General features: G+C 49.7%; 24 protein-coding genes. 22 read left to right on the plus strand and 2 right to left on the minus strand.

The window, feature by feature from the left end; all coding sequences use genetic code 11:
• Positions 1 to 52: 52 nt before the first annotated feature.
• A complete protein-coding gene (locus KNQ14_RS01845) occupies positions 53 to 559 on the minus strand; it encodes a competence protein ComK (RefSeq protein ID WP_023469249.1) in 507 nt (168 codons plus the stop codon).
• A 252-nt stretch (positions 560 to 811) separates the two neighbouring features.
• Here KNQ14_RS01845 and KNQ14_RS01850 point away from each other — a divergent pair, with 252 nt between their 5' ends.
• From KNQ14_RS01850 to KNQ14_RS01925, 17 genes are all read left to right on the plus strand, one after another.
• Positions 812 to 1,012, plus strand: coding sequence for a cold shock domain-containing protein (locus KNQ14_RS01850; protein WP_023469248.1), 201 nt, complete (start codon positions 812 to 814; stop codon positions 1,010 to 1,012).
• Between the two features lie 279 nt (positions 1,013 to 1,291).
• Positions 1,292 to 1,855: a ribosome hibernation-promoting factor, HPF/YfiA family gene (gene hpf / locus KNQ14_RS01855; protein ID WP_023469247.1), complete on the plus strand. Its 564-nt coding sequence runs from the start codon at positions 1,292 to 1,294 to the stop codon at positions 1,853 to 1,855.
• An 84-nt stretch (positions 1,856 to 1,939) separates the two neighbouring features.
• Positions 1,940 to 2,068 carry a hypothetical protein gene (locus KNQ14_RS16860; protein WP_255343755.1) on the plus strand — a complete coding sequence of 43 codons (129 nt, stop codon included), beginning with the start codon at positions 1,940 to 1,942 and terminating at the stop codon, positions 2,066 to 2,068.
• A 3-nt stretch (positions 2,069 to 2,071) separates the two neighbouring features.
• Positions 2,072 to 4,591, plus strand: coding sequence for a preprotein translocase subunit SecA (gene secA, locus KNQ14_RS01860; protein WP_023469246.1), 2,520 nt, complete (start codon positions 2,072 to 2,074; stop codon positions 4,589 to 4,591).
• Positions 4,592 to 4,659: 68 nt separating this feature from the next.
• The gene (gene prfB, locus KNQ14_RS01865; protein ID WP_023469245.1) at positions 4,660 to 5,760 is read left to right on the plus strand and encodes a peptide chain release factor 2; all 1,101 of its coding nucleotides are present in this window, start codon (positions 4,660 to 4,662) and stop codon (positions 5,758 to 5,760) included.
• 60 nt (positions 5,761 to 5,820) lie between these two features.
• Positions 5,821 to 6,588, plus strand: coding sequence for a class I SAM-dependent methyltransferase (locus tag KNQ14_RS01870; RefSeq protein WP_035396267.1), 768 nt, complete (start codon positions 5,821 to 5,823; stop codon positions 6,586 to 6,588).
• On the plus strand, positions 6,588 to 7,091 hold the full coding sequence (locus KNQ14_RS01875) for a GNAT family N-acetyltransferase (RefSeq protein ID WP_035396270.1): 504 nt from the start codon (positions 6,588 to 6,590) through the stop codon (positions 7,089 to 7,091). Before KNQ14_RS01870 ends, KNQ14_RS01875 begins: the two co-directional genes overlap by 1 nt.
• Before the next feature lie 97 nt (positions 7,092 to 7,188).
• Positions 7,189 to 8,058 carry a YitT family protein gene (locus KNQ14_RS01880; RefSeq protein ID WP_214859438.1) on the plus strand — a complete coding sequence of 290 codons (870 nt, stop codon included), beginning with the start codon at positions 7,189 to 7,191 and terminating at the stop codon, positions 8,056 to 8,058.
• A 115-nt stretch (positions 8,059 to 8,173) separates the two neighbouring features.
• Positions 8,174 to 8,545 (plus strand): cytochrome c551, encoded by a 372-nt coding sequence (gene cccB / locus KNQ14_RS01885; protein ID WP_023469241.1) that lies wholly within the window; start codon positions 8,174 to 8,176, stop codon positions 8,543 to 8,545.
• 195 nt (positions 8,546 to 8,740) lie between these two features.
• Positions 8,741 to 9,427: a cell division ATP-binding protein FtsE gene (gene ftsE / locus KNQ14_RS01890; RefSeq protein ID WP_023469240.1), complete on the plus strand. Its 687-nt coding sequence runs from the start codon at positions 8,741 to 8,743 to the stop codon at positions 9,425 to 9,427.
• Positions 9,417 to 10,316: a permease-like cell division protein FtsX gene (gene ftsX, locus KNQ14_RS01895; protein WP_023469239.1), complete on the plus strand. Its 900-nt coding sequence runs from the start codon at positions 9,417 to 9,419 to the stop codon at positions 10,314 to 10,316. The genes ftsE and ftsX overlap by 11 nt, the downstream gene beginning before the upstream one ends.
• Before the next feature lie 40 nt (positions 10,317 to 10,356).
• Positions 10,357 to 11,742, plus strand: a complete 1,386-nt coding sequence (locus KNQ14_RS01900) for a M23 family metallopeptidase (protein WP_214859440.1) — start codon at positions 10,357 to 10,359, stop codon at positions 11,740 to 11,742.
• Between the two features lie 94 nt (positions 11,743 to 11,836).
• Entirely contained in the window at positions 11,837 to 13,261 is a 1,425-nt protein-coding gene (locus KNQ14_RS01905) for a S41 family peptidase (RefSeq protein WP_214859442.1), read from the plus strand.
• A 22-nt stretch (positions 13,262 to 13,283) separates the two neighbouring features.
• Positions 13,284 to 14,447, plus strand: coding sequence for a PDZ domain-containing protein (locus tag KNQ14_RS01910; protein ID WP_214859444.1), 1,164 nt, complete (start codon positions 13,284 to 13,286; stop codon positions 14,445 to 14,447).
• A gap of 207 nt (positions 14,448 to 14,654) precedes the next feature.
• Complete coding sequence (gene uvrB, locus KNQ14_RS01915) at positions 14,655 to 16,622, plus strand: excinuclease ABC subunit UvrB (protein WP_023469235.1); 1,968 nt, start codon at positions 14,655 to 14,657, stop codon at positions 16,620 to 16,622.
• A 1-nt stretch (position 16,623) separates the two neighbouring features.
• Positions 16,624 to 19,479: an excinuclease ABC subunit UvrA gene (gene uvrA, locus KNQ14_RS01920; RefSeq protein ID WP_035396286.1), complete on the plus strand. Its 2,856-nt coding sequence runs from the start codon at positions 16,624 to 16,626 to the stop codon at positions 19,477 to 19,479.
• A gap of 100 nt (positions 19,480 to 19,579) precedes the next feature.
• Entirely contained in the window at positions 19,580 to 20,689 is a 1,110-nt protein-coding gene (locus tag KNQ14_RS01925; protein ID WP_035396288.1) for a DUF4097 family beta strand repeat-containing protein, read from the plus strand.
• A gap of 236 nt (positions 20,690 to 20,925) precedes the next feature.
• On the opposite strand, the gene KNQ14_RS01930 is transcribed toward KNQ14_RS01925, so the two are convergent.
• The gene (locus KNQ14_RS01930; protein WP_023469232.1) at positions 20,926 to 21,309 is read right to left on the minus strand and encodes a hypothetical protein; all 384 of its coding nucleotides are present in this window, start codon (positions 21,307 to 21,309) and stop codon (positions 20,926 to 20,928) included.
• 126 nt (positions 21,310 to 21,435) lie between these two features.
• Between KNQ14_RS01930 and hprK the strand changes: the two genes are divergently transcribed.
• From hprK to kapB, 5 genes are read left to right on the plus strand one after another with little or no spacing between them, the layout of a single operon-like run.
• Positions 21,436 to 22,371, plus strand: a complete 936-nt coding sequence (gene hprK, locus KNQ14_RS01935) for an HPr(Ser) kinase/phosphatase (RefSeq protein ID WP_035396292.1) — start codon at positions 21,436 to 21,438, stop codon at positions 22,369 to 22,371.
• Entirely contained in the window at positions 22,371 to 23,204 is an 834-nt protein-coding gene (gene lgt / locus KNQ14_RS01940; protein ID WP_050678701.1) for a prolipoprotein diacylglyceryl transferase, read from the plus strand. Before hprK ends, lgt begins: the two co-directional genes overlap by 1 nt.
• Before the next feature lie 3 nt (positions 23,205 to 23,207).
• Entirely contained in the window at positions 23,208 to 23,864 is a 657-nt protein-coding gene (gene ppaX, locus KNQ14_RS01945) for a pyrophosphatase PpaX (RefSeq protein ID WP_035396294.1), read from the plus strand.
• Positions 23,848 to 24,330 (plus strand): acyltransferase, encoded by a 483-nt coding sequence (locus tag KNQ14_RS01950; RefSeq protein WP_035396297.1) that lies wholly within the window; start codon positions 23,848 to 23,850, stop codon positions 24,328 to 24,330. The genes ppaX and KNQ14_RS01950 overlap by 17 nt, the downstream gene beginning before the upstream one ends.
• Before the next feature lie 30 nt (positions 24,331 to 24,360).
• A complete protein-coding gene (kapB, locus tag KNQ14_RS01955; protein ID WP_214859446.1) occupies positions 24,361 to 24,741 on the plus strand; it encodes a kinase-associated lipoprotein B in 381 nt (126 codons plus the stop codon).
• Positions 24,742 to 24,803 lie beyond the last annotated feature (62 nt).

Here is a 24,803-nt window from a genome sequence, read left to right on the forward strand (position 1 = left end):
TCGGCAGAAACGAAAAAGGGTTGAGCGAAAATATCGCCCAACCTTCGTTTTTTCAAGATTTGATTGCATTAAAGCGTTCCTCTAATGTCATCGCGTTCAATTGTTGATAGCGAGCCATAAGCTCACCTGTTGCTTTCATTTGGTTGCGGACGATGTAAGGAGAGGCGTTCACGGGAAGGATCATGCCATTGCGGGTCTTCAGCTTAGTCTGTCCATCCTCTTCGAGGACATCAATCATATGACTCCAAGCGTACCATTCGCAATCATCACGTTTCGGTGATTTGGTAGGGAAAAAGACGAGGCCGAGTGACGGTTCGATGACAATCGGGACTTTTCCTTTCACGGATGCGACACGTTTTGCGGTGACGATCCGTTCCTCAATAGAACTATTGTACTGCCTGCACGATAATTGCAACAGTTGATACGGTCGAAGTGGCGTCATGATGGTAGAACCATCTTCTAGCACGATGATGGACTGCTTCATCATGTCGTAGCAAGGTAAGATCGCTACGGTCCGCTTCGTGATTCGATACTTTTCATCATTATGGAATGGTCGCATGTCGACTACATCCTCCTCAAATGGGACAATGGATAAAACAGGTAATTACTAACGATATAATACAATATTACAAATGTAATGACAATGTAATTTTTTGAAATATAGAACAATGTCTTGGTGGAAATTGATAATTACGTGGTAATGGTTTCTAAATAATCAGAATTTTTAATTGTCAATAATTCCTTCTTTTGATAGACTAATTCGTGAGAGCTTGCTCTCGTACTCTGGTTTGCGAAGGGAACGTGAATTCGAATGGAACAAGGTAAAGTCAAATGGTTTAATGCTGAAAAGGGTTATGGATTCATCGAAACGTCTGACGCGAAAGACGTCTTCGTACACTTCTCAGCGATTCAAGTCGATGGCTACAAATCACTTGAAGAAGGCGAAGAAGTGGAATTTGAAATCGTTGAAGGCGATCGTGGTCCACAAGCTGCGAACGTTTCAAAGATCTAATCCAATAGCAGCCGCCACCGTTTTTAGGCCATCCGCCTAAAAGCGGTTTTTGTTTTGAATCCATTTGAAACGGGTATATACGTTAACATCAACATGCTTCAATATTATCGTACGCTAAGAATCGAAGTGAACGTTCATGAGAATGTCATCGTTTTCATGGTCTTCCTTCACTTATCGTGCTATAATAAAAACGAACCAAAGAATTTCGAATATTCAGAAGGAAACGACTGGATCATCTCGAATTCATAGGTTCAACCGGTTACTTAAGGAGGAGTTTACATGATCTACAACATTCGCGGTGAAAACTTGGACGTCACAGATGCTCTCAAGGATTACGTCGAGAAAAAGCTTGAAAAGTTAACTCGTTATTTTACAACTCCTACGGAAGCGCAAACGGCTTATGTCAATCTCAAAGTCAACAATGAGAAGCAAAAAGTCGAAGTGACGATTCCAATGCCAAACCTCTTGCTCCGCGCAGAGGATATCAATGGCGATATGTATGCAGCCATCGACCTCGTCGTCGATAAGCTCGAACGTCAAATCCGGAAACACAAAACGAAGTTGAACCGGAGAGGACGCGCTAAAGAAGGCGGCATCGGAGAGTACTTCAAAACGCTCGAAGGACCGGAAGCGGAAGCGCCAGTCTATGAAGAGGACGAGGCAGAACTCGAACTCGTTCGGACGAAGCGTTTCACACTCAAACCAATGGACACGGAAGAAGCGATTCTTCAGATGGACATGCTCGGACACGCATTCTTCGTCTTCTCAGACGCAGAAACGGGCAACACGAACGTCGTCTACCGTCGTAAGGATGGTCGTTACGGTTTGATTGAACCAGAATAATGAATGCAACAGGGACTCGCTCTTACGGGCGAGTCCCTTTTTGATATGATGGAAAACTATTTTTAAACACGATACGTTTGCTCTATGACGAAAGACCGAGACCGCTACTCGGTCCGCTTGTTGAAATTTGACGTCGTATTCGGTACACTGAATAAAGGAAAAATCTCGGAATTCTGTTCGTTCAAAGAATCGTTCGAAGTAAGGGGACTGTAAGGCATGGCTAATTTTCTAAAAGAATTATTTGCACCAACGAAACGTGTCCTGAAGAAAGCCGAAAAAGCAGCAGACGCTGTGGAAGCATTCGAGACACAAATCGGTGCGTTATCGGATCAAGAACTCGAAGGAAAAGTCGTTGAATTCCGTGAGCGTCTCGCTAACGGAGAAGACTTAGATGATATTTTACCGGAAGCTTTCGCGGTCTGTCGCGAAGTTTCGACACGCGTTCTCGGCATGCGTCACTACCGCGTTCAGTTGATCGGTGGATATGTCCTGCATAACGGGGATATCGCCGAAATGAAGACCGGGGAAGGTAAGACACTCGTCGCAACACTCCCTGTTTATTTGAATGCCCTCGCTGGCAACGGCGTTCACGTCGTTACCGTCAACGAATATCTTGCAAAACGTGACCGTGACATCATGGAACCTCTTTATGCGGCTCTTGGTCTATCGGTCGGCTTGAATCTCTCAAGCATGTCGCGTCAGGAAAAACAAGCAGCCTATAGCTGTGACATCACGTACGGAACGAACAATGAGTTCGGTTTCGACTACTTGCGTGACAACATGGTCCTGTATAAAGAAGACCGTGTACAACGACCGCTCCATTACGCTGTCGTCGATGAAGTCGACTCAATCCTCGTCGATGAAGCGCGGACACCGCTCATCATCTCAGGGTCTGCCGAGAAATCGACAGCGCTCTATTCGCAAGCGGACACGTTCGCGAAAATCATGAAAGCAGATGAAGACTACACGGTCGACATCAAGACGAAGAGTGTTCTGTTGACGGAGCAAGGGATCGACCGCGCTGAGAAATATTTCGGCATCGATAACCTGTTTGGTCTCGAGCATGTCTCACTCAACCATCATTTGAGCCTCGCACTGCGGGCGAATGCCGTCATGCACCGCGACGTCGACTATATGGTGCGTGAAGACGAAGTCATGATCATCGACCAGTTCACAGGTCGTGTCATGGAAGGGCGTCGTTACTCAGAAGGTCTGCACCAAGCGATCGAAGCGAAGGAAGGCGTCGAGATTCAACGCGAATCGATGACGCTTGCGACGATCACGTACCAAAACTTCTTCCGAATGTATACGAAGCTTGCCGGGATGACGGGTACAGCGAAGACGGAGGAAGAAGAATTCCGTAACATCTACAACATGCACGTCGTACCGGTTCCGACGAACAAACCCGTCGTCCGAAACGATATGCCGGACTTGATCTTCAAAACGATGAACGGGAAGTTCGCTGCCGTCGCAGACGAAATCGAACGCGCCCACCGCGAAGGACAGCCTGTCCTCGTCGGTACGGTTGCCGTTGAGACGTCGGAGTTACTCAGTAACATCCTCAAGAAACGTGGCATTCGTCACGAAGTCTTGAACGCGAAAAACCACGCACGTGAAGCGGAAATCATCGAGAACGCCGGTCAAGCGAACTCGGTCACGATCGCAACAAACATGGCCGGTCGTGGTACCGACATCAAGCTTGGTGAAGGTGTCTTAGATAAAGGTGGTCTCTTCATCCTAGGGACAGAACGTCACGAATCACGCCGGATCGATAACCAGCTCCGTGGTCGTGCTGGTCGTCAAGGAGATCCAGGGGCATCACAATTCTATCTCTCACTTGAAGATGAATTGATGCGTCGTTTCGGTTCTGATTCGCTGCAGTCGATGATGGACCGTCTCGGAATGGATGATTCACAACCAATCGAGAGCCGGATGGTGTCTCGTGCCGTTGAATCGGCTCAAAAACGCGTCGAAGGCAACAACTTTGATGCGCGGAAACAAGTCCTCGGCTACGATAACGTCATGGCGGACCAACGGAAAGTCATGTACGCGGACCGGGCAGCGATTCTCGATGCGGGTTCCGTGTCAGATATCGTCCGTCCGATGATCGAGCAGACGATCGAAGCAGGCGTTCATCAGTACACGCCGGTCGAGTTCGTCCCGGAAGAGTGGAGCATCGGTGCGCTTGCGGAGTGGGCAAACCAGACGCTTGCGATCGAAGAGAAGGTCACGGAAAGCGACCTCTTCGGAAAAGAACGCGAAGAGATCATCGAGTTGCTCAAAGAGCGGACATTCGCACACTACGAGCACAAACGGTCAGAAGTCCCAGCCGAAGCATTCGATGAGTTCGAAAAAGTTATCGTTCTTCGTGCCGTTGACCAACACTGGATGAACCATATCGATCAAATGGATCAACTCCGTGAAGGGATTCACCTCCGGGCATACGGTCAAAACGACCCGCTCCGTGAATACCAATCGGAAGGTTCGATGATGTTCGATGCAATGAACGCTGCGATCGCTGAAGAAGTGACACAATTCGTCCTTCGGGCAGATCTCGATCCAAACCTCAAACGCGAAAAAGTCGTCCAAGACGAAGTCGCGGTTTCGGGTAAGGAAGATAAAGCGGTCAAGAAAAAGCCGGTCCGGAAAAATCCAAACGACCAAATCGGACGCAACGATCCGTGCTGGTGTGGATCCGGTAAGAAATATAAGAACTGTCACGGCCGTCAGGCATAAGTGATGAATCGACTGAAAGAGAGGCAGGAGATTCCTGCCTCTTTTCACGGAAAGAGAAGGTGGAACACATGGAATTAGCAGAAATTCGCAACACCGCCGAGTGGATGGAAAAGAAACTCGACGAATATAAGGCATCACTCGATCTCGAGTCGAAGATTGCTCGGATCGAAGAACTTGAAAACGAGATGACGTACCCAGACTTCTGGAACAACCAGGAATCAGCACAAAAAGTCATCGATGAGTCGAACGGCTTAAAAGCGATGGTCGACAAATACAAAGAACTCGAAGCAGGTCACGAGAACGTCGCTTTGACGTACGAATTGATCAAGGAAGAGCCGGATGCGGATCTTCAAGAAGAGCTCGAGTCAGAACTTGGTGACCTCAAGAAGAAGTTCGAAGACTTCGAACTACAAATCCTCTTAAACGGCGAGTATGACGCGAACAACGCGATCCTCGAGTTGCACCCAGGTGCAGGTGGTACCGAGTCGCAAGACTGGGCATCGATGCTTCTCCGTATGTACCAACGTTTCTGCGACAAGCAAGGCTGGAAAGTCGAAACGATGGACTACCAACCGGGTGATGAAGCGGGTGTCAAATCGGTCACGCTCCGTATTCAAGGGCACAATGCCTATGGATACTTAAAAGCCGAAAAAGGGATCCATCGTCTCGTCCGGATCTCACCGTTTGACTCGTCAGGTCGCCGTCATACATCGTTCGTCTCGTGTGATGTCATGCCGGAATTCAACGATGACATCGACATCGAAGTCCGTACGGAAGATTTACGGATCGATACGTACCGTGCCTCTGGTGCCGGTGGTCAGCACATCAATACGACAGACTCGGCTGTCCGGATCACACACGTTCCAACAGGCGTTGTCGTCTCATGTCAACAAGAACGGTCGCAGATCAAAAACCGTGAAGCGGCGATGAAGATGTTGAAAGCGAAACTTTACCAACGCGAAATCGAAGAGCAACAAAAGAAACTCGACGAAATCCGTGGTGAAAAATCGGATATCGCATGGGGTAGCCAAATTCGTTCGTACGTCTTCCACCCATACAGCATGGTCAAGGATCACCGGACGAACTATGAAGTCGGGAACACGCAAGGAGCAATGGATGGTGACATCATGGGCTTCATCGATGCGTACCTCCGTCTGATGAATATGTAAGACAATCAACCAGTCGGACGATGTTCGACTGGTTTTTTGACCGTCAAAGGGGGAACAGTCATGCAGGAGCAAAGTCGGATCAACAAACAGGCGTGGGAGTACCGGGCGTATGAGTTTTGGGAGAAACGCGACGGAACACCGGCAGAATATGCTGCGATCATCAAACAAGATCCAGCCGCATGTTTGAAGAAACATCGTCGTCATTTCGAAGACGTCGCCGGGAAGACGATCGCGAACATCTGTGGTTCGAACGGACGCAAGGCGGTGCCGTTAGCGTTACTCGGGGCGGACGTCACGGTGTTCGATATCTCAGAGGAGAATGCCAAGTATGCGCTTGAACTGGCGCACTATGCTGAGACATCAATCCACTATGTCGTCTGCGATCTCTACGCGATTGACCTTGAACGATATCGCGATACGTTTGATCTCCTTTACTTAGAAGGTGGCATTTTGCATTATTTTGCGGATCTCGAGCGTTTTCTGCAGATTCTGTTTACGATCTTGCGGCCTGGCGGTCAGCTGATCCTTAGCGATTTTCATCCGGTCGGACGCTGGATTGATGCGGATTTGACGTATCGACCGCGTTATTTCGATCAAGCGTTGCAATCAGGCGATTTGGCGTATAAGACACACTTTACGGACGCGGAACAAACCGATTTTCCGGACGTCTCCGTCCGTTACTTTACGCTGAGTGAGATTTTAAACGGCGTCATCGCAACACGTTTCACATTAGAACGATTCGACGAGCATCGTGGCTGGAACGGTGAGAACATCCCGTCCGAGTTCACGCTACTCGCAACGAAACCACTCGAAGGGAGCAATAGCTGATGATTATCCGTAAAGAAGGCTTCAAGGATGCAGCGGGAATTCGGCTTGTCCATGAAGCAGCGTTCGAACAACCGAACGAAGCGAACCTCGTGGATGCGTTACGCGAGGATGAAGCGGCGCAACCGGTCTTCGGTCGCGTCGCCGTGACCGACAAAGGGGAGATCGTCGGTCATGTTCTCTTGAGCCGAATCCATATCGGTGACATTTCGTCGCTTGCCTTAGCACCGGTCGGTGTGTTGCCGGCTTGGCAACGAAAGGGGATCGGTTCTGAGTTGATCCGCCAGGTGATCGAGGATGCACGAGACGCCGGTGAATCACACATTGTCGTACTTGGTCACGACAGCTACTATCCACAGTTTGGTTTCGAACGGGCGATCGACTACGGTATTGAGCCACCGTTCCCCGTTCCGCCAGAAGTCTTTCTCGTCCTTGCCCTCGAACGGAATGGGTTGCGTGGCGTCAGCGGCATCGTCCGCTACAGTCCGCCCTTTAGTGCGGTATAAAGGGAACACTGTGAGTTGTTCCGCCTCTCTAGTCGTTGTCTGACTTTTCCGCTAAAATGAAACACGAGAATCAATCGATAAGGGGAAATGGAATGTCATGACATCGACACGTCAGGAAGTCGTGCGCGATTATGCGTATTTGTTAATCGGGTCCTTGTTCGTCGCAAGTGCCTTTAGTTTATTTTTAGCACCGAATCAACTCGCTTCAGGAGGCGTTAGTGGCTTATCGATCGTCTTGAACGATCTGTTCGGGATCTCACCCGGCTTGTTCCAACTCGTCGCGAACGTCGTCTTGCTGACGATCGGGTGGATGATCCTCGGGATGGGTTTTGGTGTCAAATCACTCGTCGGGTCAATCTTTTTACCGGTCGTCATCCTTGTCTACGAGCGGTTCGATGTTCCGGCTGCGACGATGAATCCGATGCTTGCCGCGATCTTCGGTGGTGCCGGTGTCGGGATCGGACTCGGTCTGATCTTCCGGGGACGTGCCTCGACCGGGGGAATGGATTTGATTGCGCAAATTTTGCATCGCTTCACGAAATTGCCGCTTCATCTCTGTATCGCCTTGCTCGACGGAACGATCGTCATCAGTGCAGCGACAATCTTCTCGCTTGAGATCGGACTGTACGCGCTTGTCGCCTTGTTCATCACGATCAAGATGATCGACGTCGTCCAACTCGGGATCACGAACGACAAGCTCGCTTATATCATCTCCGATCAACGGGAAGCGTTAGTGAAGGAAATCTTCGAAACGCTCGATCGCGGAGCGACGGAGATCGAGGCGGCAGGTGCGTTTACGCGGACACGGAAACCGATGCTGATGGTCGTCGTCCGCCAAGGAGAAATCACAACGCTTAAAGAGATCGTCAAACACATCGATCCGTCAGCGTTCCTCGTCGTCAGCGAGGCGCATGAGGTGCTGGGACTCGGTTTTACGGACGACAAACGCTACCGGAATGTGCCGTAATTGTTCCAAACTCGTGAAGTTTTTGTGAAATCATGCTTAACTCTTCCGGATAACGGTTATACTCTAACTAGGTCAGAAGTGTTTACTTAGATACTTACAAGAGGGGGATATCCGGATGAAGCTGAAAAACTTGTTACTCGCGTTAGGGTTAGGAACAACGCTTGCACTCGCAGCATGTGGTGGTAGTGACGACTCCAGCTCTAGCGATTCGTCAAGTACGAAGGAAGAGTCGACGATGAACGATGATTCGTCGAAGACGGAAACAGCTGTTGATGCGGAAAAAATCTTCGCGAACAACTGTGCATCGTGTCACGGGAACAACCTTGAAGGAAATGTCGGACCAAATCTGACGAAGGTCGGCTCGAAATACTCTTCAGAAGAGATTCAAGAGATCATCAAGAACGGGAAAGGGCAAATGCCGGCTGGAATCCTCAAAGAGGATGAAGAAATCGTTGCCGTTGCTGACTGGCTCGCGGATAAAAAGTAATTATGGGATATGATGGGGTATGAGATGACAGACACGACATGTGTTCGTCATCTCGTACCTCTTTTTTATGGTATCATCGCTTGAAATGACATTTGATTGTAATGTGCGTTCAATTTCGTCCCTGTTATAATGGTGGTCGGTAGGTTTTTAGACCTATCCATTCAGCATCAGTAAATAAGTAAGGATGTGAAGTACGTGATCAAGATGCAACGAATCAGTAAGATTTATCCGAACGGCGTCACGGCACTCCGTGAGGTCGATTTGACGATTGATCAAGGCGAATTCGTCTATATCGTCGGTCCGTCGGGTGCGGGTAAGTCAACATTCATGAAAATGATGTACCGCGAAGAGAAACCAACGAGCGGTTCATTTTTATTTAAAGGAATCGAAGTCGGTAAGTTGAAGAACCGTCAAATCCCCGAACTTCGTCGCCAAATCGGCGTCATCTTCCAAGATTTCAAACTACTCCCGTCATTGACGGTTTATGAAAATGTCGCCTTCGCATTAGAGGTCGTAGGAGAAGACAAGTCACAAATCCGCCAGAAGGTGCTCGAGGTACTCGATCTCGTCAAGCTCAAGCATAAGGAACGGAACTATCCGGATGAATTATCTGGGGGCGAACAACAACGAATCTCGATCGCGAGAGCCATCGTCAACCGTCCGTCACTCGTCATCGCCGATGAACCGACAGGAAACTTGGACCCGGATACTGCATGGGAGATCATGGAAGTGTTCGAAGAGATCTATCGCCGTGGGACAACGGTCGTAATGGCGACACACAACCGAGACATCGTCAACAAGATGCGTCATCGTGTCTTAGCGATCGACGGTGGAAAAATCGTCCGAGACGAAGAGAAAGGAATGTACGGCTATGAAGTTTAATGGATTCCGTCATTTACGGGAAGGGGCAAAAGGTCTCGTCCGGAACGGCTGGATGACATTCGCTTCAGTCAGTGCCGTTACCGTCACACTACTTCTCGTAGGAATATTCGCAATGCTCATGTTCAACGTCAACAAGATTTCTGATAACGTCGAAAAAGATGTCGAAATCCAAGTCTTTGTTGAACGGGAAGCAGACCAAGCAAAAATTGATTCAGTTGGCGATTCATTGAAGCAATTACCGGGTGTCGCCTCTGTCCGTTATAGTTCGAAAGAAGAAGAACTGGACCGCTTCAAGGAGCAACTTGGCGAAGGTTCACAAGCGTATCGGTCTGTTGAAAAAGATAACCCGCTTCACGATCGATACATCGTCAAAGCTACCTCACCAAAAGAGACAGAAACACTTGCAAATTCCATCAATAAAATGGAAAATATAGATAGTGTCGAATATGGTAAGGACTATGTTAAAAAGATGTTTAACTTCCTTGAAGGAGTTCGGATCGGTGGAATCATCCTGATCGTCGGTTTGACGTTCATGGCGATGTTCCTCATTTCGAATACGATCAAAGTCACGATCTTCTCCCGTCGTCGGGAAATCGAGATCATGCGTCTCGTAGGAGCGAAAAACGGATTCATCCGTGCACCGTTCTTCGTTGAAGGGTTGTTGATGGGGATATTGGGTGCGATCATCCCAATTGTCGTTGTCTACTTTGGTTATGAAGCCTCGTATAATGTGATTCAACCTCAACTGGCAACGATTAACGAAGGAATCTTCTCACTGATTCCGCCAGGACAATTATCACTAGAGGTCGTCTTAATCTTACTCGGTCTCGGTGCATTTATCGGTGTCTGGGGATCGACAACGTCACTCGGTCGTTTCTTGAAGATTTAATCGATTCATTTAAAAATAAAATAGAGGAGAGATGCTTCTCATGAAAGTCCGATTCTATTCTGTCGTCCTGAGCTTAGCTTTGATTGGAACTAGTGTGTCCGTTCATGCCACGTCGAAAGAAGATTTGTTGAAGGAACAACAGGAGGTCGAAAGCCGTCTAAAAGAGACGGAACGATCACAGAATCAGACATCAGAGAAGTTGATCTTGACGAAACAGCAGCGCAAGGAAGCCCGTGCGCAACTGGATGAAGTCAACAGCCGTTTGGATGATTTAGCGCGTAAGATAGCCGATCAACAAGCGGCTGTTGTTGCATCTAAGGAACGATTACGTCTGACGGAAGAATCCATTTCCGAAACGTTGAAGGAATTACATCAACAAGAAGATTTACTAGGCAGTCGCTTACGTTCCGTCCAGCAAAAAGGAGACGTTACCTACATCGAGGTCTTGCTTGACGCGAAAGACTTCGGTGATTTGATTTCGCGCTTCAGCACAGTCAGTGAGATCATGAAGCAAGATGATGATGTCCTGCAAACATATAAGACGAACGTCAGCCAGTTGAACGAACAGCGATCCGAGCAAGCGTTGTTGCTCGAGAGTCTGAAGCGGGAGCAACGGAAATTACTTGTCCTTCAGACGCAAATCATCGCGGAATCGGAGTTGAAGCGAAAGCTGGTCGTCCGGTTGAACACGAAGGTAAAAGCGTTGCAACAAGAGCAGTTCTCAAAAGCTGAAGAAGCAGAAATTCTCGCTGATCAGCGACAGTTGATTCAAAATGAACTGGCTGCACTGAAAGAAGCAGAACGAAAAGCAAAAGAAGAAGCAAAGCGACGGGCAATCGAGGCAGCACGTCAAGCCGAAGCGAAGCGAGTAGCGGAAGCCAAACGGCAAGCAGAAGCTGCGCGTGCTGCTGCAGCGAAACAACAGGAAGCGGATGCTGAGAAAACGAAGCCACCCGTCCCTGAAGTCGAAGTACCTTCTGAAACACCTGATACACCAGCAGACGTCGATTCGAATCGTCCGTTCCATTTACCGGTGCAAGGCTATGTCTCATCACCGTTCGGTCCACGAAACAATCCGTTGACTGGAAAGCCGGAGATCCATAAGGGAATCGATCTCGTCAATGCGAAAGGGACACCGATTCATGCGGCTGCCGGAGGAATTGTTTTGCGTGCAGGCAGTGCGACGGGGTACGGCAATGTCGTCATGGTAACTCATTTAATTGATGATCAGGTCTATACGACCGTTTATGCCCACCTGGAGTCAATCGATGTCAAAGCCGGTCAAACGGTCATGCCGGGTCAAACCGTCGGCACACTTGGATCAACCGGCTGGTCGACAGGACCGCATCTGCATTTCGAATTGCATAAGGGAGAGTGGGCTGCCGGTCAACCGAATGCAGTCGACCCGGCACCGTACATCTTTTGACATCCCATAGAATACTGAAAAGATAGGGTAACCTATCTTTTTTTGCTATACTGAAAAAAATAATGCGTTTTTTAACGGAAGTGGGGAATCAAGCGTGAAAAAATCTACAACAGCAGTCATCGCGGTCAGTACCTTCGGGCTTGGTTTAGGGGCAGGTGCCGTCGGTATGTTAGCGGCGGGCGGAACGGATTCTGTCTCGACGTCATCGTCGTCTGCGAATGCGACGGGTGATTGGAAAAAAGTTGATCAGGTCCGTCAAATGATCGAACAGAACTATCTAGAGGACGTAACGGATAAAGAACTACTCGACGGTGCATTATCCGGTATGGCGGAAGTGCTTGACGATCCGTATTCCGTCTATATGGATGAGTCGGAGACAGCATCGTTCAATACGAATCTATCGTCTTCGTTCGAAGGAATCGGTGCGACGCTTGAACAAAAAGGCGAGTCGATTGTCATCGTCTCACCAATCAAAGGATCACCCGCTGAAAAAGCTGGCATCAAACCGGGTGACGTCATCTTAGAAATCGACGGCAAGTCGACGAAAGGGCAAAAGACGGATCAAGCCGTCAAGAAAATCCGTGGTGAAAAAGGAACGAATGTCGTCCTGACGATTCAACGCAGTGGACAAGACGCGATGGACATCACGATCAAACGGGATACGATTCCAATCGAGACGGTCTATACGTCGACCGAGGACGTCAACGGGAAGAAAATTGGTGTCTTGCAAGTGACACAGTTCTCAGAACCGACGGCTAAAGAGTTCGAGAAGGGGCTCGCGAAACTCGAGAGTGAGAACATCGATGGACTCGTCATCGACGTTCGCGGAAATCCGGGTGGTCTCTTAACAGCTGTCTCAAGCATGATTGCACCGTTCATTCCGAAGGACGTTCCGATTTATCAAGTCGAGAACAATAAGGGAGAGCGTCAGCAGGAATTCGGGAAGGCAGACGAGAAGAAACCATATAACATCGTCGTGCTCGAAGACGGCGGATCCGCGTCTGCGTCTGAGATTCTGGCAGCCGGTCTGAAGGAAGGTGCCGGGGCTGAGGTCGTTGGTACGAAATCGTTCGGTAAAGGCATCGTCCAAAGTGCGTACGATTTAAAGGACGGTAGTGATTTGAAGTTGACGACGAACAAATGGCTGACGCCGGACGGCAACTGGATTCACAAAAAAGGGGTCGAACCGACGATCGAAGTCAAGCAACCAGCATACTTCAACGTGACGAAGATCCTGACTGATCAGAAGTCACTTGCAGTTGGTGACTACGGTAAATCGGTCGAAAACGCTCACCTCGTCCTCGAAGCGATCGGTTTCGAGCCAAAAGGACAGGATGGGTATTTCGGTGACACGATGAAGCAAGCTGTCGAAGCTTTGCAAAAGGATGCGAAACTCGACGTCACTGGAAAAATCGATCAGCAGACAGCGGGTGAGATGGAGACACGTCTCCTGAAGAAACTCGAGGACGACAAAAATGACGTCCAGCGGAAAAAAGCACTCGAGGTCGCTGCTCAATAATAAGGAATGGAAAGAGGTCTGAATGCGCGTGGAATTACTCGATGAAATTGGTTGGACCGCGATTAGTCTCATCGCCAGTCCGACCTTGTGGTTAGCACTCCTTGTCAGTTGGGTCATCGGCATCCGGCGTGTCAAACGGGAACGCGGATTGTTCCGCTCCCGGACACACGGTAAACGAAGCGATGTCCTCGAAACACTTTTACCCGGGTTACTAATTGGTCTCGTCTTATCCGTCGCCAGTGGCTGGCTCGGATTGACGCTGACACCGCAATACGCTCTGTTGTTACTCGGACTCTCAAGCGTCTTGCTGTTGGTCGGGATTGTCCGCTTGAACGTACCGCTTTGGCCGATCGTCTTGCTTGGACTTGCCGGCTGGTTCCTAATGGATTCACGTCTTGATCCGGTTCGAGCGGTTGAGCCGAAAATGATTTTATTGCTTGCGACGTTAACGCTCGTCGCGGAATGTCTCCTCGTCTGGTGGCGCGGAAAGCGACGCCTGTCACCGTCACTCGTCGTCTCGAAGCGTGGTCGCTTCATCGGTGGGCTGTCAGCGAATAAACTTTGGCTATTGCCCTTGCTCGTCTTTGTTCCGGGCGACGTGCTTGAAGCTTGGTGGCCACGTTACAGCTTCCCAGAGCTCGTTCCGATCGTGCTTTGGTTACCGATCGGCTTCAGCTTCCTCTTTACGGGTAAGTTGCCGAAAGAATTGATGCGTCCGCTCGTTCAAGGACGTTTGATCACGAGTCTCGTCGCGATTCTATTGACGGTTCTTGCATACGTCACCGGACAAGCTGAATGGCTGTACGGGATCGTTTTGTTGCTCGTTCTGCATATCCTATTGCATCAGCGGGTCAAACGCTTGAACCGGGCACAGACACCATTGTTCCTCAATGGAACGCGTGGTGCCGTCATTCTTGGAACGCTACCTGATAAACCAGCTGCCGAGATGGGCTTGATTCCGGGTGAAGCGATCTATAAGGTCAATGGTGAGAAGGTCGATTCGGAAGCATCGTTCTACGAAGCCATCCAAAAACACAAACCGTATCTGCGTCTTGAAGTCATGAACCATAACGGTGACATCCGGTTTGCGCAACGTGCCTTCTATGAACAAGATCATCATGAACTTGGTATCCTGTTCGTCAACGAGCCGGTCCATGGTCGCACTAAAGTACGGTCTTTGCATTAAATTAGTACATCCCTGTCACGGAACAGCCGTGACGGGGATTTTTTTTGTGAGCAGAAAAATCGAGGATCAACACTCGAAGTAAAAAGAAACTTTTGCATTTTCGAAAAAAAGGGTAACTTCCTAAAAGGAGCACTTCATAATCGAATGTTTGTTCGTAAAGTGGTACAATAAAAATAGATTTTTTACGTGATGAGGGGGAAGCAAACGATGGATTTTGAACTCGTTTCACCATTTGAGCCAGGCGGTGATCAGCCGACGGCAATCGAAAAATTGGTGACTGGGCTAAAACAAGGCGAACGACATCAGACGTTGCTTGGGGCGACCGGTACCGGGAAGACGTTCACGGTCTCGAACGTCATCAAGGAAATCAAGAAACCGACACTCGTCCTTGCCCACAACAAAACACTAGCGGGACAACTCTACTCGGAGTTCAAGGAATTCTTCCCGAACAATGCGGTCGAATACTTCGTTAGTTTTTATGATTATTATCAACCGGAAGCGTATGTACCGTCGACGGATACGTTCATTGAGAAGGACTCTTCGATCAACGATGAGATTGATAAACTACGTCACTCGGCGACGTCCGCCCTGTTCGAACGGGAGGACGTCTTGATCGTTGCTTCTGTCTCGTGTATCTATGGTCTCGGTAACCCGGAAGAGTACAACAACCACGTCTTGTCACTGCGTGTCGGCAATGAGATGGGGCGAAACGAGATGCTCCGTCGTCTAATCGACATCCAGTATGAGCGTAACGACATCGACTTCCAGCGCGGACGGTTCCGCGTCCGCGGAGACGTCGTCGAAATCTTCCCGGCGTCACGCGATGAACAGTGTGTCCGGGTCGAGTTCTTCGGTGACGAGATCGAACGGATTCGTGATATGGATCCGCTGACAGGTGAGATCGTCGCGGACCGTGAGCACATCTCGATCTTCCCGGCGTCCCACTTCGTGACGGGGGATACCCGTCTGCAGAAGGCGATCGCGAACATCGAGAAGGAACTAGAGGTCCAGCTTGCGAAGTTGCGCGAAGACAATCAGTTGCTCGAAGCGCAACGGCTCGAACAACGGACGAACTACGACCTTGAGATGATGCGTGAGATGGGCTATTGCTCCGGAATCGAGAACTACTCGCGTCACTTGAACTTGATGCCGGAAGGGGCAACACCGTATACGTTGCTCGATTACTTCCCGAAAGACTTCTTACTCGTTGCCGATGAGTCACACGTCACGCTGCCGCAAATTCGCGGGATGTATAACGGGGACCAGGCGCGGAAACAAGTCCTCGTCGATCACGGCTTCCGTCTTCCGTCGGCAAAAGACAACCGTCCGTTACGATTCGAGGAGTTCGAGGAAAAAGTCAGTCAGGCGATCTATATCTCGGCGACACCAGGACCATATGAACTCGAACATTCGAAAGAGATGGTCGAGCAAATCATCCGTCCGACCGGTCTCGTTGATCCAACGATCGAGATTCATCCGATCACAGGACAAATCGATTACTTGATGGATAACATCCGTGACCGGGTCGCGAAGAACGAACGTGTTCTCGTGACGACACTGACGAAGAAGATGGCAGAAGATTTGACCGATTACTTGAAAGAGAATGGCGTCAAGGTCAACTACATGCACTCGGAGATCAAGACGCTGGAACGGATTGAAATCATCCGTGACTTGCGGCTGGGGAAATACGATGTCCTCGTCGGGATCAACTTATTACGAGAAGGACTCGATATTCCGGAAGTCTCACTCGTGACGATTCTTGATGCCGATAAGGAAGGTTTCCTCCGTTCGGACCGTTCGCTGATTCAAACGATTGGTCGGGCGGCGCGGAACTCGGAAGGACACGTCATCTTGTTTGCTGATAAAGTCACCGATTCGATGCAACGCGCAATCGATGAGACGGAACGCCGTCGCGCAATCCAGATGGCGTTCAACGAAGAACATGGCATCACGCCGCAGACGATCAAAAAAGACGTTCGTGGTGTCATCAGTACGACGATCGAGAGCGACGACACCGTCGAAAAACTCGAGAAGTTCAACAAACTCAAAAAACCGGAGCGCGAAACGTTGCTTGAACAGCTTGATCAAGAGATGCGTCAAGCGGCGAAAGACATGCAGTTCGAACGAGCTGCTGAGCTCCGCGATCTCATATTAGAATTGAAAGCAGGTGCCTAAGTTGGGAGAAAAGAAGAATCAGATTATCATCAAAGGCGCTCGCGTCAATAATCTACAAAACATCGATGTCGAAATTCCTCGCGATCAGCTCGTCGTCTTGACGGGCTTGTCCGGGTCAGGGAAATCGTCTCTTGCCTTCGACACGATTTACGCGGAAGGACAACGGCGTTATGTCGAAAGTTTATCTGCCTATGCCCGTCAGTTCCTCGGACAGATGGATAAACCGGATGTCGATACGATCGAGGGACTGAGTCCAGCAATTTCAATCGACCAGAAGACGACAAGTAAAAACCCGCGTTCGACGGTCGGAACGGTCACAGAGATCTATGATTATTTGCGTCTGTTGTACGCACGAATTGGTAAACCGATTTGTCCAAATCACGGAATCGAGATTTCGAGCCAGACGATCAGTCAGATGGTCGACCAAGTGATGGAGTTGCCGGAGCGGACGCGTCTGCAAATTCTCGCGCCAATCGTTTCCGGACGTAAAGGGACGCACGTCAAGGTGCTCGACGATTTGAAGAAGGAAGGCTTCGTCCGCGTTCGTGTCAACGGAGAGACGATGGATCTCGCCGAAGAGATCACGCTTGAGAAAAACAAGAAACACTCGATCGAAGTCGTCGTCGACCGTGTCGTCGTGCGACCAGATGTCGAAGCCCGTCTTGCGGATTCACTCGAGACTGCCCTTCGCCTCGCAGACGGTCGGGTCATCGTCGATACGATGGACGGCAACGAATTGTTGTTCAGTGAACATCATGCTTGTCCGATCTGTGGCTTCTCGATCGGCGAACTCGAACCACGGATGTTCTCGTTCAACTCACCGTTTGGTGCTTGTACGTCATGTGACGGTCTCGGAACGAAGCTTGAGGTCGATGTTGATCTCGTCGTGCCGCATCCTGATAAGTCATTGAACGAAGGGGCAATCGTAGCGTGGGAACCGACGAGCTCGCAGTATTATCCACAATTGCTTAAAGCGGTTTGTGACCACTTCAAGATCGATATGGATACACCGTTCGAACAATTGTCAGAAGAACATCGCGAAACGATTTTGAACGGAAACACGAAGGAAGAGATTCACTTCCGTTATGAGAATGACTTCGGGATGGTCCGAAATACGAACCTCTACTTCGAAGGGGTCCTCAATAACTTACAACGTCGCTTCAAGGAGACGTCGTCTGATTATATCCGGGAACAGATGGAAGGCTACATGGCGAAGAAGGCGTGTCCGACGTGTAAAGGACATCGCTTGAAACGGGAATCGCTCGCCGTCAAAGTATCCGATCACCATATCGGTGAAGTGACGAAGATGTCTGTTAAACAAGCGGTCATGTTCTTCGACGAACTACCGGAGAAATTAAGTGAGAAGGATCAGACGATTTCGCGGATGATCGTCCGTGAGATTCATGAACGGGCGTCGTTCCTTGAGAACGTCGGTCTCGATTACCTGACGATCTCACGCGCAGCCGGTACGTTGTCCGGTGGGGAAGCGCAACGGATTCGTCTTGCGACACAAATCGGTTCGCGTCTGACGGGCGTCCTCTACGTTCTCGATGAACCATCGATCGGTTTACACCAACGTGATAATGATCGTCTGATCAATACGCTGAAGGCGATGCGTGATCTCGGCAATACGCTGATCGTCGTTGAACACGATGAAGACACGATGATGGCAGCCGACTACTTGATCGATATCGGACCTGGTGCCGGCGATCACGGTGGATTCGTCACGGCAGCCGGGAAACCGGAAGAGTTGATGCAGGATGCGAACTCGTTGACTGGTCAATACTTGTCCGGGAAGAAGTTCATTCCTGTTCCGTCAACACGCAAAGAGCCAGACGGTCGGATGCTCCATATCCACAAAGCATCGGAAAACAACCTGAAGAACGTCGATGTCGACATTCCGCTTGGTCTGTTCGTCGCCGTCACCGGTGTCTCGGGCTCCGGGAAATCGACGTTGATCAATGAAATTCTCTATAAGACGATTGCGCACGAGATGAACCGGGCGAAAGAAAAACCGGGTGCTCATAAAGGGATCACCGGTCTTGATCAAATCGATAAGGTCATCGATATCGATCAGTCACCAATCGGTCGGACACCGCGCTCGAATCCGGCAACGTATACTGGTGTCTTCGATGACATTCGGGACGTCTTTGCTTCGACGAACGAAGCTAAACTCCGTGGTTACAAAAAAGGACGTTTTAGTTTCAACATCAAGGGTGGACGTTGTGAAGCGTGTCGTGGCGATGGGATCATCAAGATTGAGATGCACTTCTTACCGGACGTCTATGTTCCGTGTGAAGTCTGTCATGGAAAACGCTACAACCGCGAAACACTCGAAGTGAAATATAAAGGCAAAACGATTGCCGACGTGCTTGAGATGACGGTTGAAGATGCCCTTGCCTTCTTCGAGAACATTCCGAAGATTACGCGGAAACTGCAGACGATCGCTGACGTCGGTCTGACGTACATGCGTCTCGGTCAACCCGCGACGGAACTGTCCGGCGGGGAAGCGCAACGTGTTAAACTGGCGTCCGAGTTGCATAAACGCTCGACTGGGAAGACGATCTATATTCTCGATGAGCCGACGACAGGGCTTCACGTCCATGATATCGCGCGTCTCCTGAAAGTGTTGCAACGTCTTGTCGACAATGGCGATACGGTACTCGTCATCGAACACAACTTGGACGTCATCAAGACGGCCGACTACTTGATTGATCTTGGACCTGAAGGTGGCGACGGTGGCGGAACTATCGTTGCTGCCGGTACACCGGAACACATCGCTGAAGTTGAAGCATCCTACACGGGACGATACCTCGCACCTGTCCTTGAACGCGATGCGGCACGAATTGAATCGTGAAACTTTTGTGGATGAGGATTCGTAGGGAGAAACTAAGGGAACTTAAACGAAAGTATCATGTAACACACGTTTGAGGTTCAGGAATAGGAGGGAACGGTTCATGAAGCAAGATATGCGTCAATTGATATTGGAGCAAGTCAAAGAAGGAAAGTTAACGATTGATGAGGCACTCGATAAACTCGAGCGGCTCGAAGCGATCGACGAACGTGCAACTTCTGCCAGTGAACATAAGTACGTCGATGAACCAGAACAATATGATCGGGTCGACCAGTATTCCGTCGATTCGCTGACGACGAAAGTCATGTCAGCGTTCGATAATCTCGTCAGTCGGATCAAGGATAGTGATCTTTCGCTTAATCAAGCGTCCGGTCCGAACGTCACCTACGTCAAACAATTCCCATTCAGCGGTGAGACGGTTCATGTCGATCTGTTCAATGCGAACTTGGTCGTTGAACCAAGTGATCTTGAAGAATGTGAGTTGACGGTGACGGGACGTCCGCTTCGTCGCCAACAGGTGACAGAAGAACAAGCGCTTGAGCAACTTCAGGCAGCCGTTCAACATGCGGTCTCAGCAAACACGCTCTCGATCCGCTTGAAGGATAAGAGTGTCCGTGCGACGGTCCATCTGAAAGTTCCGCGCCGTCATTACGAATCATTCGTCTTACAGACGTTGAACGGGGAAATTTCGTTGACGTCGCTCGATACGACATCTGCTCAACTGATGACAGCAAACGGTCGAGTCAACGTCCGTGATCTGTTCAGTGAGGATGTCAAAGTATCGACAGCGAACGGTTCGATCGAAATCGAAGAGTCGGAGTTGAAAGTCTTGAAGGCGAAGACAGCCAATGGACAAATCATCACGACAGGTGTCTTCGAACGTTCAGAACTAAAAACGGCGAACGGAAACGTCCGCTGCGAGCTGAAGACCGTGCAAAACGCGAAGGTCAAAGCGTCGTCGCTTGCCGGAAGCATCGCCTTGATGTTGCCGCATGGCGCAGAAGTGTACGGGGAGCTTGAGACAAACTTCGGTGGTCTCAACTGCAACCTCGATGACATGGAATTAATCCGGGATCAAAAAGAGATCGTCAACCGGAAGCTCCATTTCGTATCAGGTCGCGGTCGCTCACCAAAAATCGAGGTTGAAGCGGATACGAAGACAGGTACGATTTCGGTCACGCATGGTGTTCACCTCAGTCCACAAGCGTTATAAGCATACCAGCGCAACTTCTCGAAAAAGAGGTTGCGCTTTTCTTATGACGTCGTATCCGCTTTGCATGCTTTCCTCAGGCGAGACACAAGCCGCGGCTACACGAGTAGCCGGGTCTCGTTTGTCTCTGACAGCGCGGATGTCCGCGCTTTTTCCTGTAGGAGTCACGCAAACGGGCAGACGTCAGCTGCATATACAAAAACACCCATCCTTACTGAAAAGGATGGGTGTAGCCTACATCAATAATCGTAATCCTGATCCATCATCGGCTCGTCGAAGTTCATGTTCTCGATATTATTCATATCGTAACCGAACGAGAGTAAGGCAATGACACCGATGATTGCAAGAACGATTGAAACGAGAATCAGACCGATTCCGAGCCAACTCTTTCCGCGTGCGCGATTCCAATAGAAGATGATCGCGAGGACGTAGGAAATAAATGAACCACTGATGAAGATTCCGATGATTGAGATGATGAAGAATAAAAGAGCTGTTTGATCTTGATTACGCGAATACGCTTTCCACATATCAATCAGTGAGATGATGAGGTAGACGAAACCAGCAATCGCTAGAACCGCAAATAAGATAATGACTAAAATTAATCCGATACCACCGCCTGACATCACGGCAAAACCTCCTTCAAAATATTAACTCTTTATTCCATTCCCAAGAAATCATGCTTCTAATCCAATTCCATGAATCGAATAAAAATATGGTACAATACTTCAAGTGAAAGGGGCTGACGAAGCGTGCAACCAAAAGTGCGAACAGCTGAAATCGTAAAACAATTCAATCTCCACATCGTCACGGGAGAAGAGGGCTTACATCGTCCGATTCTGACGGCTGATTTGTGCCGACCTGGCCTTGTGCTTGCCGGTTATTATGCCTATTACCCGGCAGAACGTCTCCAGATTCTCGGAAAAACAGAATTGACGTTCTTCAATAATTTAACGTACGAGGAACAACGCGAACGAGCGAATGTCCTCTGTACGGATGAAACACCTGGTATCTTGATCACACGTGGATTCGAAGTACCGGAAGCGATCATCCAAGCCGCAGACGAGACGAACGTGCCACTGTTGACGACAAAAGGGCATACGACATCGGTCGAGTCACAGATCACGAACTTCCTCGAAGCGGAACTTGCGCCAACGACAGCGATGCATGGTGTCCTCGTCGATATCTATGGTGTCGGTGTCTTCATCAAAGGAGCAAGTGGTGTCGGTAAATCGGAAACGGCACTCGAACTCGTTAAGCGGGGTCACCGTCTAGTGGCGGACGACTCGGTCGAGATTCGTCAAACCGGTGACGGGATTCTCGTCGGGACAGCACCGAAGTTGATTCAGCATCTGCTTGAGATTCGTGGAATCGGGATCATCGACGTGATGACGTTGTTCGGTGCAGGTGCTGTTCGTTCGCATAAGAAGATCAGCCTCGTCTGTAACCTCGAGATTTGGGATCAATCGAAAGTCTATGACCGCGTCGGTCTTGACCAAGAGACACTCCAAATCATCGATACGGAAATACCGTTCCTGACGATTCCCGTCCGTCCTGGACGAAACCTTGCTGTCATCATCGAAGTCGCAGCGATGAACTATCGTCTGAAGAACATGGGCATCAACACAGCAGAAGAATTCGCGGGACGTCTCGCGCAAGCAATTGAAGATGGGAATGGTGGTCTTTGATGGGAACTTTAGCCTCTGTACAACCAACGTTTGACCGCGTGGCGATCGAACTCGGGCCGGTACCGATTTACTGGTACGGCATCGTCATCGCACTCGGTGCGGTCGTCGGTCTCCTGATTGCGATCTTCGAGTCGAAGCGGATCGGCTTCAACGAAGAGTATGCGGTCGATGTCGTCATCTGGTCGATTCCGATCAGTATCATCTGTGCCCGGATTTACTACGTCGCGTTCGAGTGGAACTACTATAGTCAACATCTTGACCAAATCATCAACATCCGCCAAGGCGGAATCGCGATTCACGGTGCGATCATCGGTGCGATTTTGACGGTCATCATCTATACGCGTAAGAAAAAGATCTCGTTCTGGCAAATCGCCGATATCTTGGCACCATCGCTCTTGTTCGGACAAGCCGTCGGACGATGGGGCAACTTCTTCAACCAAGAAGCACACGGTGGCGAGACGACATGGTCGTACTTACAAGATACGCTGCACTTACCGAACTGGATCGTCAATCAGATGTACATTGATGGAACGTACTACTTACCGACGTTCCTCTATGAAAGCGTCTGGAACATCATCGGTGTCATTCTGTTGATCGTCTGGCGGATGAAGTTCAATCCACGTCGTGGGTATGTTTTCCTCGGTTACCTCGTTTGGTACTCGATCGGACGCTACTATATCGAAGGACTCCGGACGGACAGTCTGTTGATGGGTGATGGACTCCGGACGGCACAAATCGTCTCAATTTGTTTGATCATCTTCGGTGTGATCATGATGGTTGTTCGCCGTAACGCCGTTCGTTACTTGGACGGTTCGAAAAAGGAGGCGAAGTAATCGATGATTCGCACGCTACTGTTTGATTTAGATGGAACGTTGATCGATACGAATCCATTGATCTTAAAAAGCTTCGAGCATACGCTCAGTTACTATTATCCGGACCGGACGTTTACGGAAGCGGAACTGCTTCCGTTCATCGGTCCGACGCTTGAGAAGTCGTTCTCGGCAATGAATGCGGAACAGTGGAAAGAGATGGTCGCTTTTTACCGTAGCTACAACATTGCGATGCATGATGCGCTCGTGCTCGAGTATCCGGGTGTGCTCGACGGATTACGTCGACTGCATGAAGCAGGATACAAGATGGCGGTCGTCACGTCGAAAAGTCGTCGTGTCGCTCTCCGCGGCATCGAGTTGTTTGGATTGACGTCACTCTTTGACGCTGTCATCGCAGCCGACGACGTAACGGAAGAAAAACCAGCTGTCGAGCCGTTCGAAAAAGCGATGCAGTTGCTTGGAGCAACAGCAGACGAAACGATCATGGTCGGCGACAACGATACGGACATTCTCGGTGGCAAGAACGCGGGACTGAAGACGGTCGCGGTCGGTTGGGCGATCAAAGGACGCGCGTACTTAGAGGCACTCGAGCCGGACGTCATCATTGATTCGATGGATCATCTTGCTGCTTGGCTGGAGGAACAAAATGGCGCGGCGAACTGATCGGTTTCAGGTCGGGACGACGAATCCACTCTGGCACATGTACCGGACGGTGTCGTTCTTTAAAGTGATGTGGTGCTTTACGATCATCACGATTGGTCGGTTTGCTCCGTCGCTACGTTTTAAGAACGCACTCTACCGGACATGTCTTCGGATGAAGATCGGGGAGAAGACGGCACTTGCCTTGATGGTGATGCCGGACACGATGTTCCCGGAGCGGATCACGATTGGTGACAATACGATCATCGGCTTCAATACGACGATTCTCTGTCATGAATATTTGACAACGGAGTACCGTTTAGGTGACGTCGTCATCGGAAGCAATGTTTTGATCGGTGCGAACGTGACGATCCTACCGGGCGTAACGATCGGAGATGGTGCCGTCGTTGGTGCCGGATCGGTCGTTCACCGGGATATTGCACCGAATGAACGCGTCTCGAGTCAGCCGCTTCGCCGGCACGAAATGTGACAAAACTGTGAGAAGGAAGAAGGAAAAAAGATGACGCACATCCGCTTTACGTATAAGACAGGAAAGTATTTCGGAAGATTATTCGCCGAACGTCCACAAGGTCTCGTCGTTGAGGTGTTGGCTGTTGAGAAGCATCCCGTTCAAGGGGATCTTCACCAACCGAACCAAGTCGATGTTCCACTCTTCCATATCCGGACCGCCTTGCATAAGCACGAAAAGATCACGGTTTCGCCCGCAGTCGTTTATGCGTATGACGGAGAGATTCCGGATTATGCGACGAGCTTACAGCAGGCATATGACAAGGACGTGGCACGTCTTGAAGGACTGAATCCAGAGACGGATGCTTTTGTACGAAAATGCTTAGAGAATTACAAAGAACTGGAATCGATTTATGCGAAACGCTGGGGATGAACTCCGGCGTTTTTTTCTGTTGCATGCCTCCTAGAGATAGGGTATTCTTGTGTCTGCAACTA

Origin of the sequence: Exiguobacterium sp. s161 (genome assembly GCF_018619045.1) — a bacterium.
Classification (GTDB): domain Bacteria; phylum Bacillota; class Bacilli; order Exiguobacteriales; family Exiguobacteriaceae; genus Exiguobacterium_A; species Exiguobacterium_A indicum.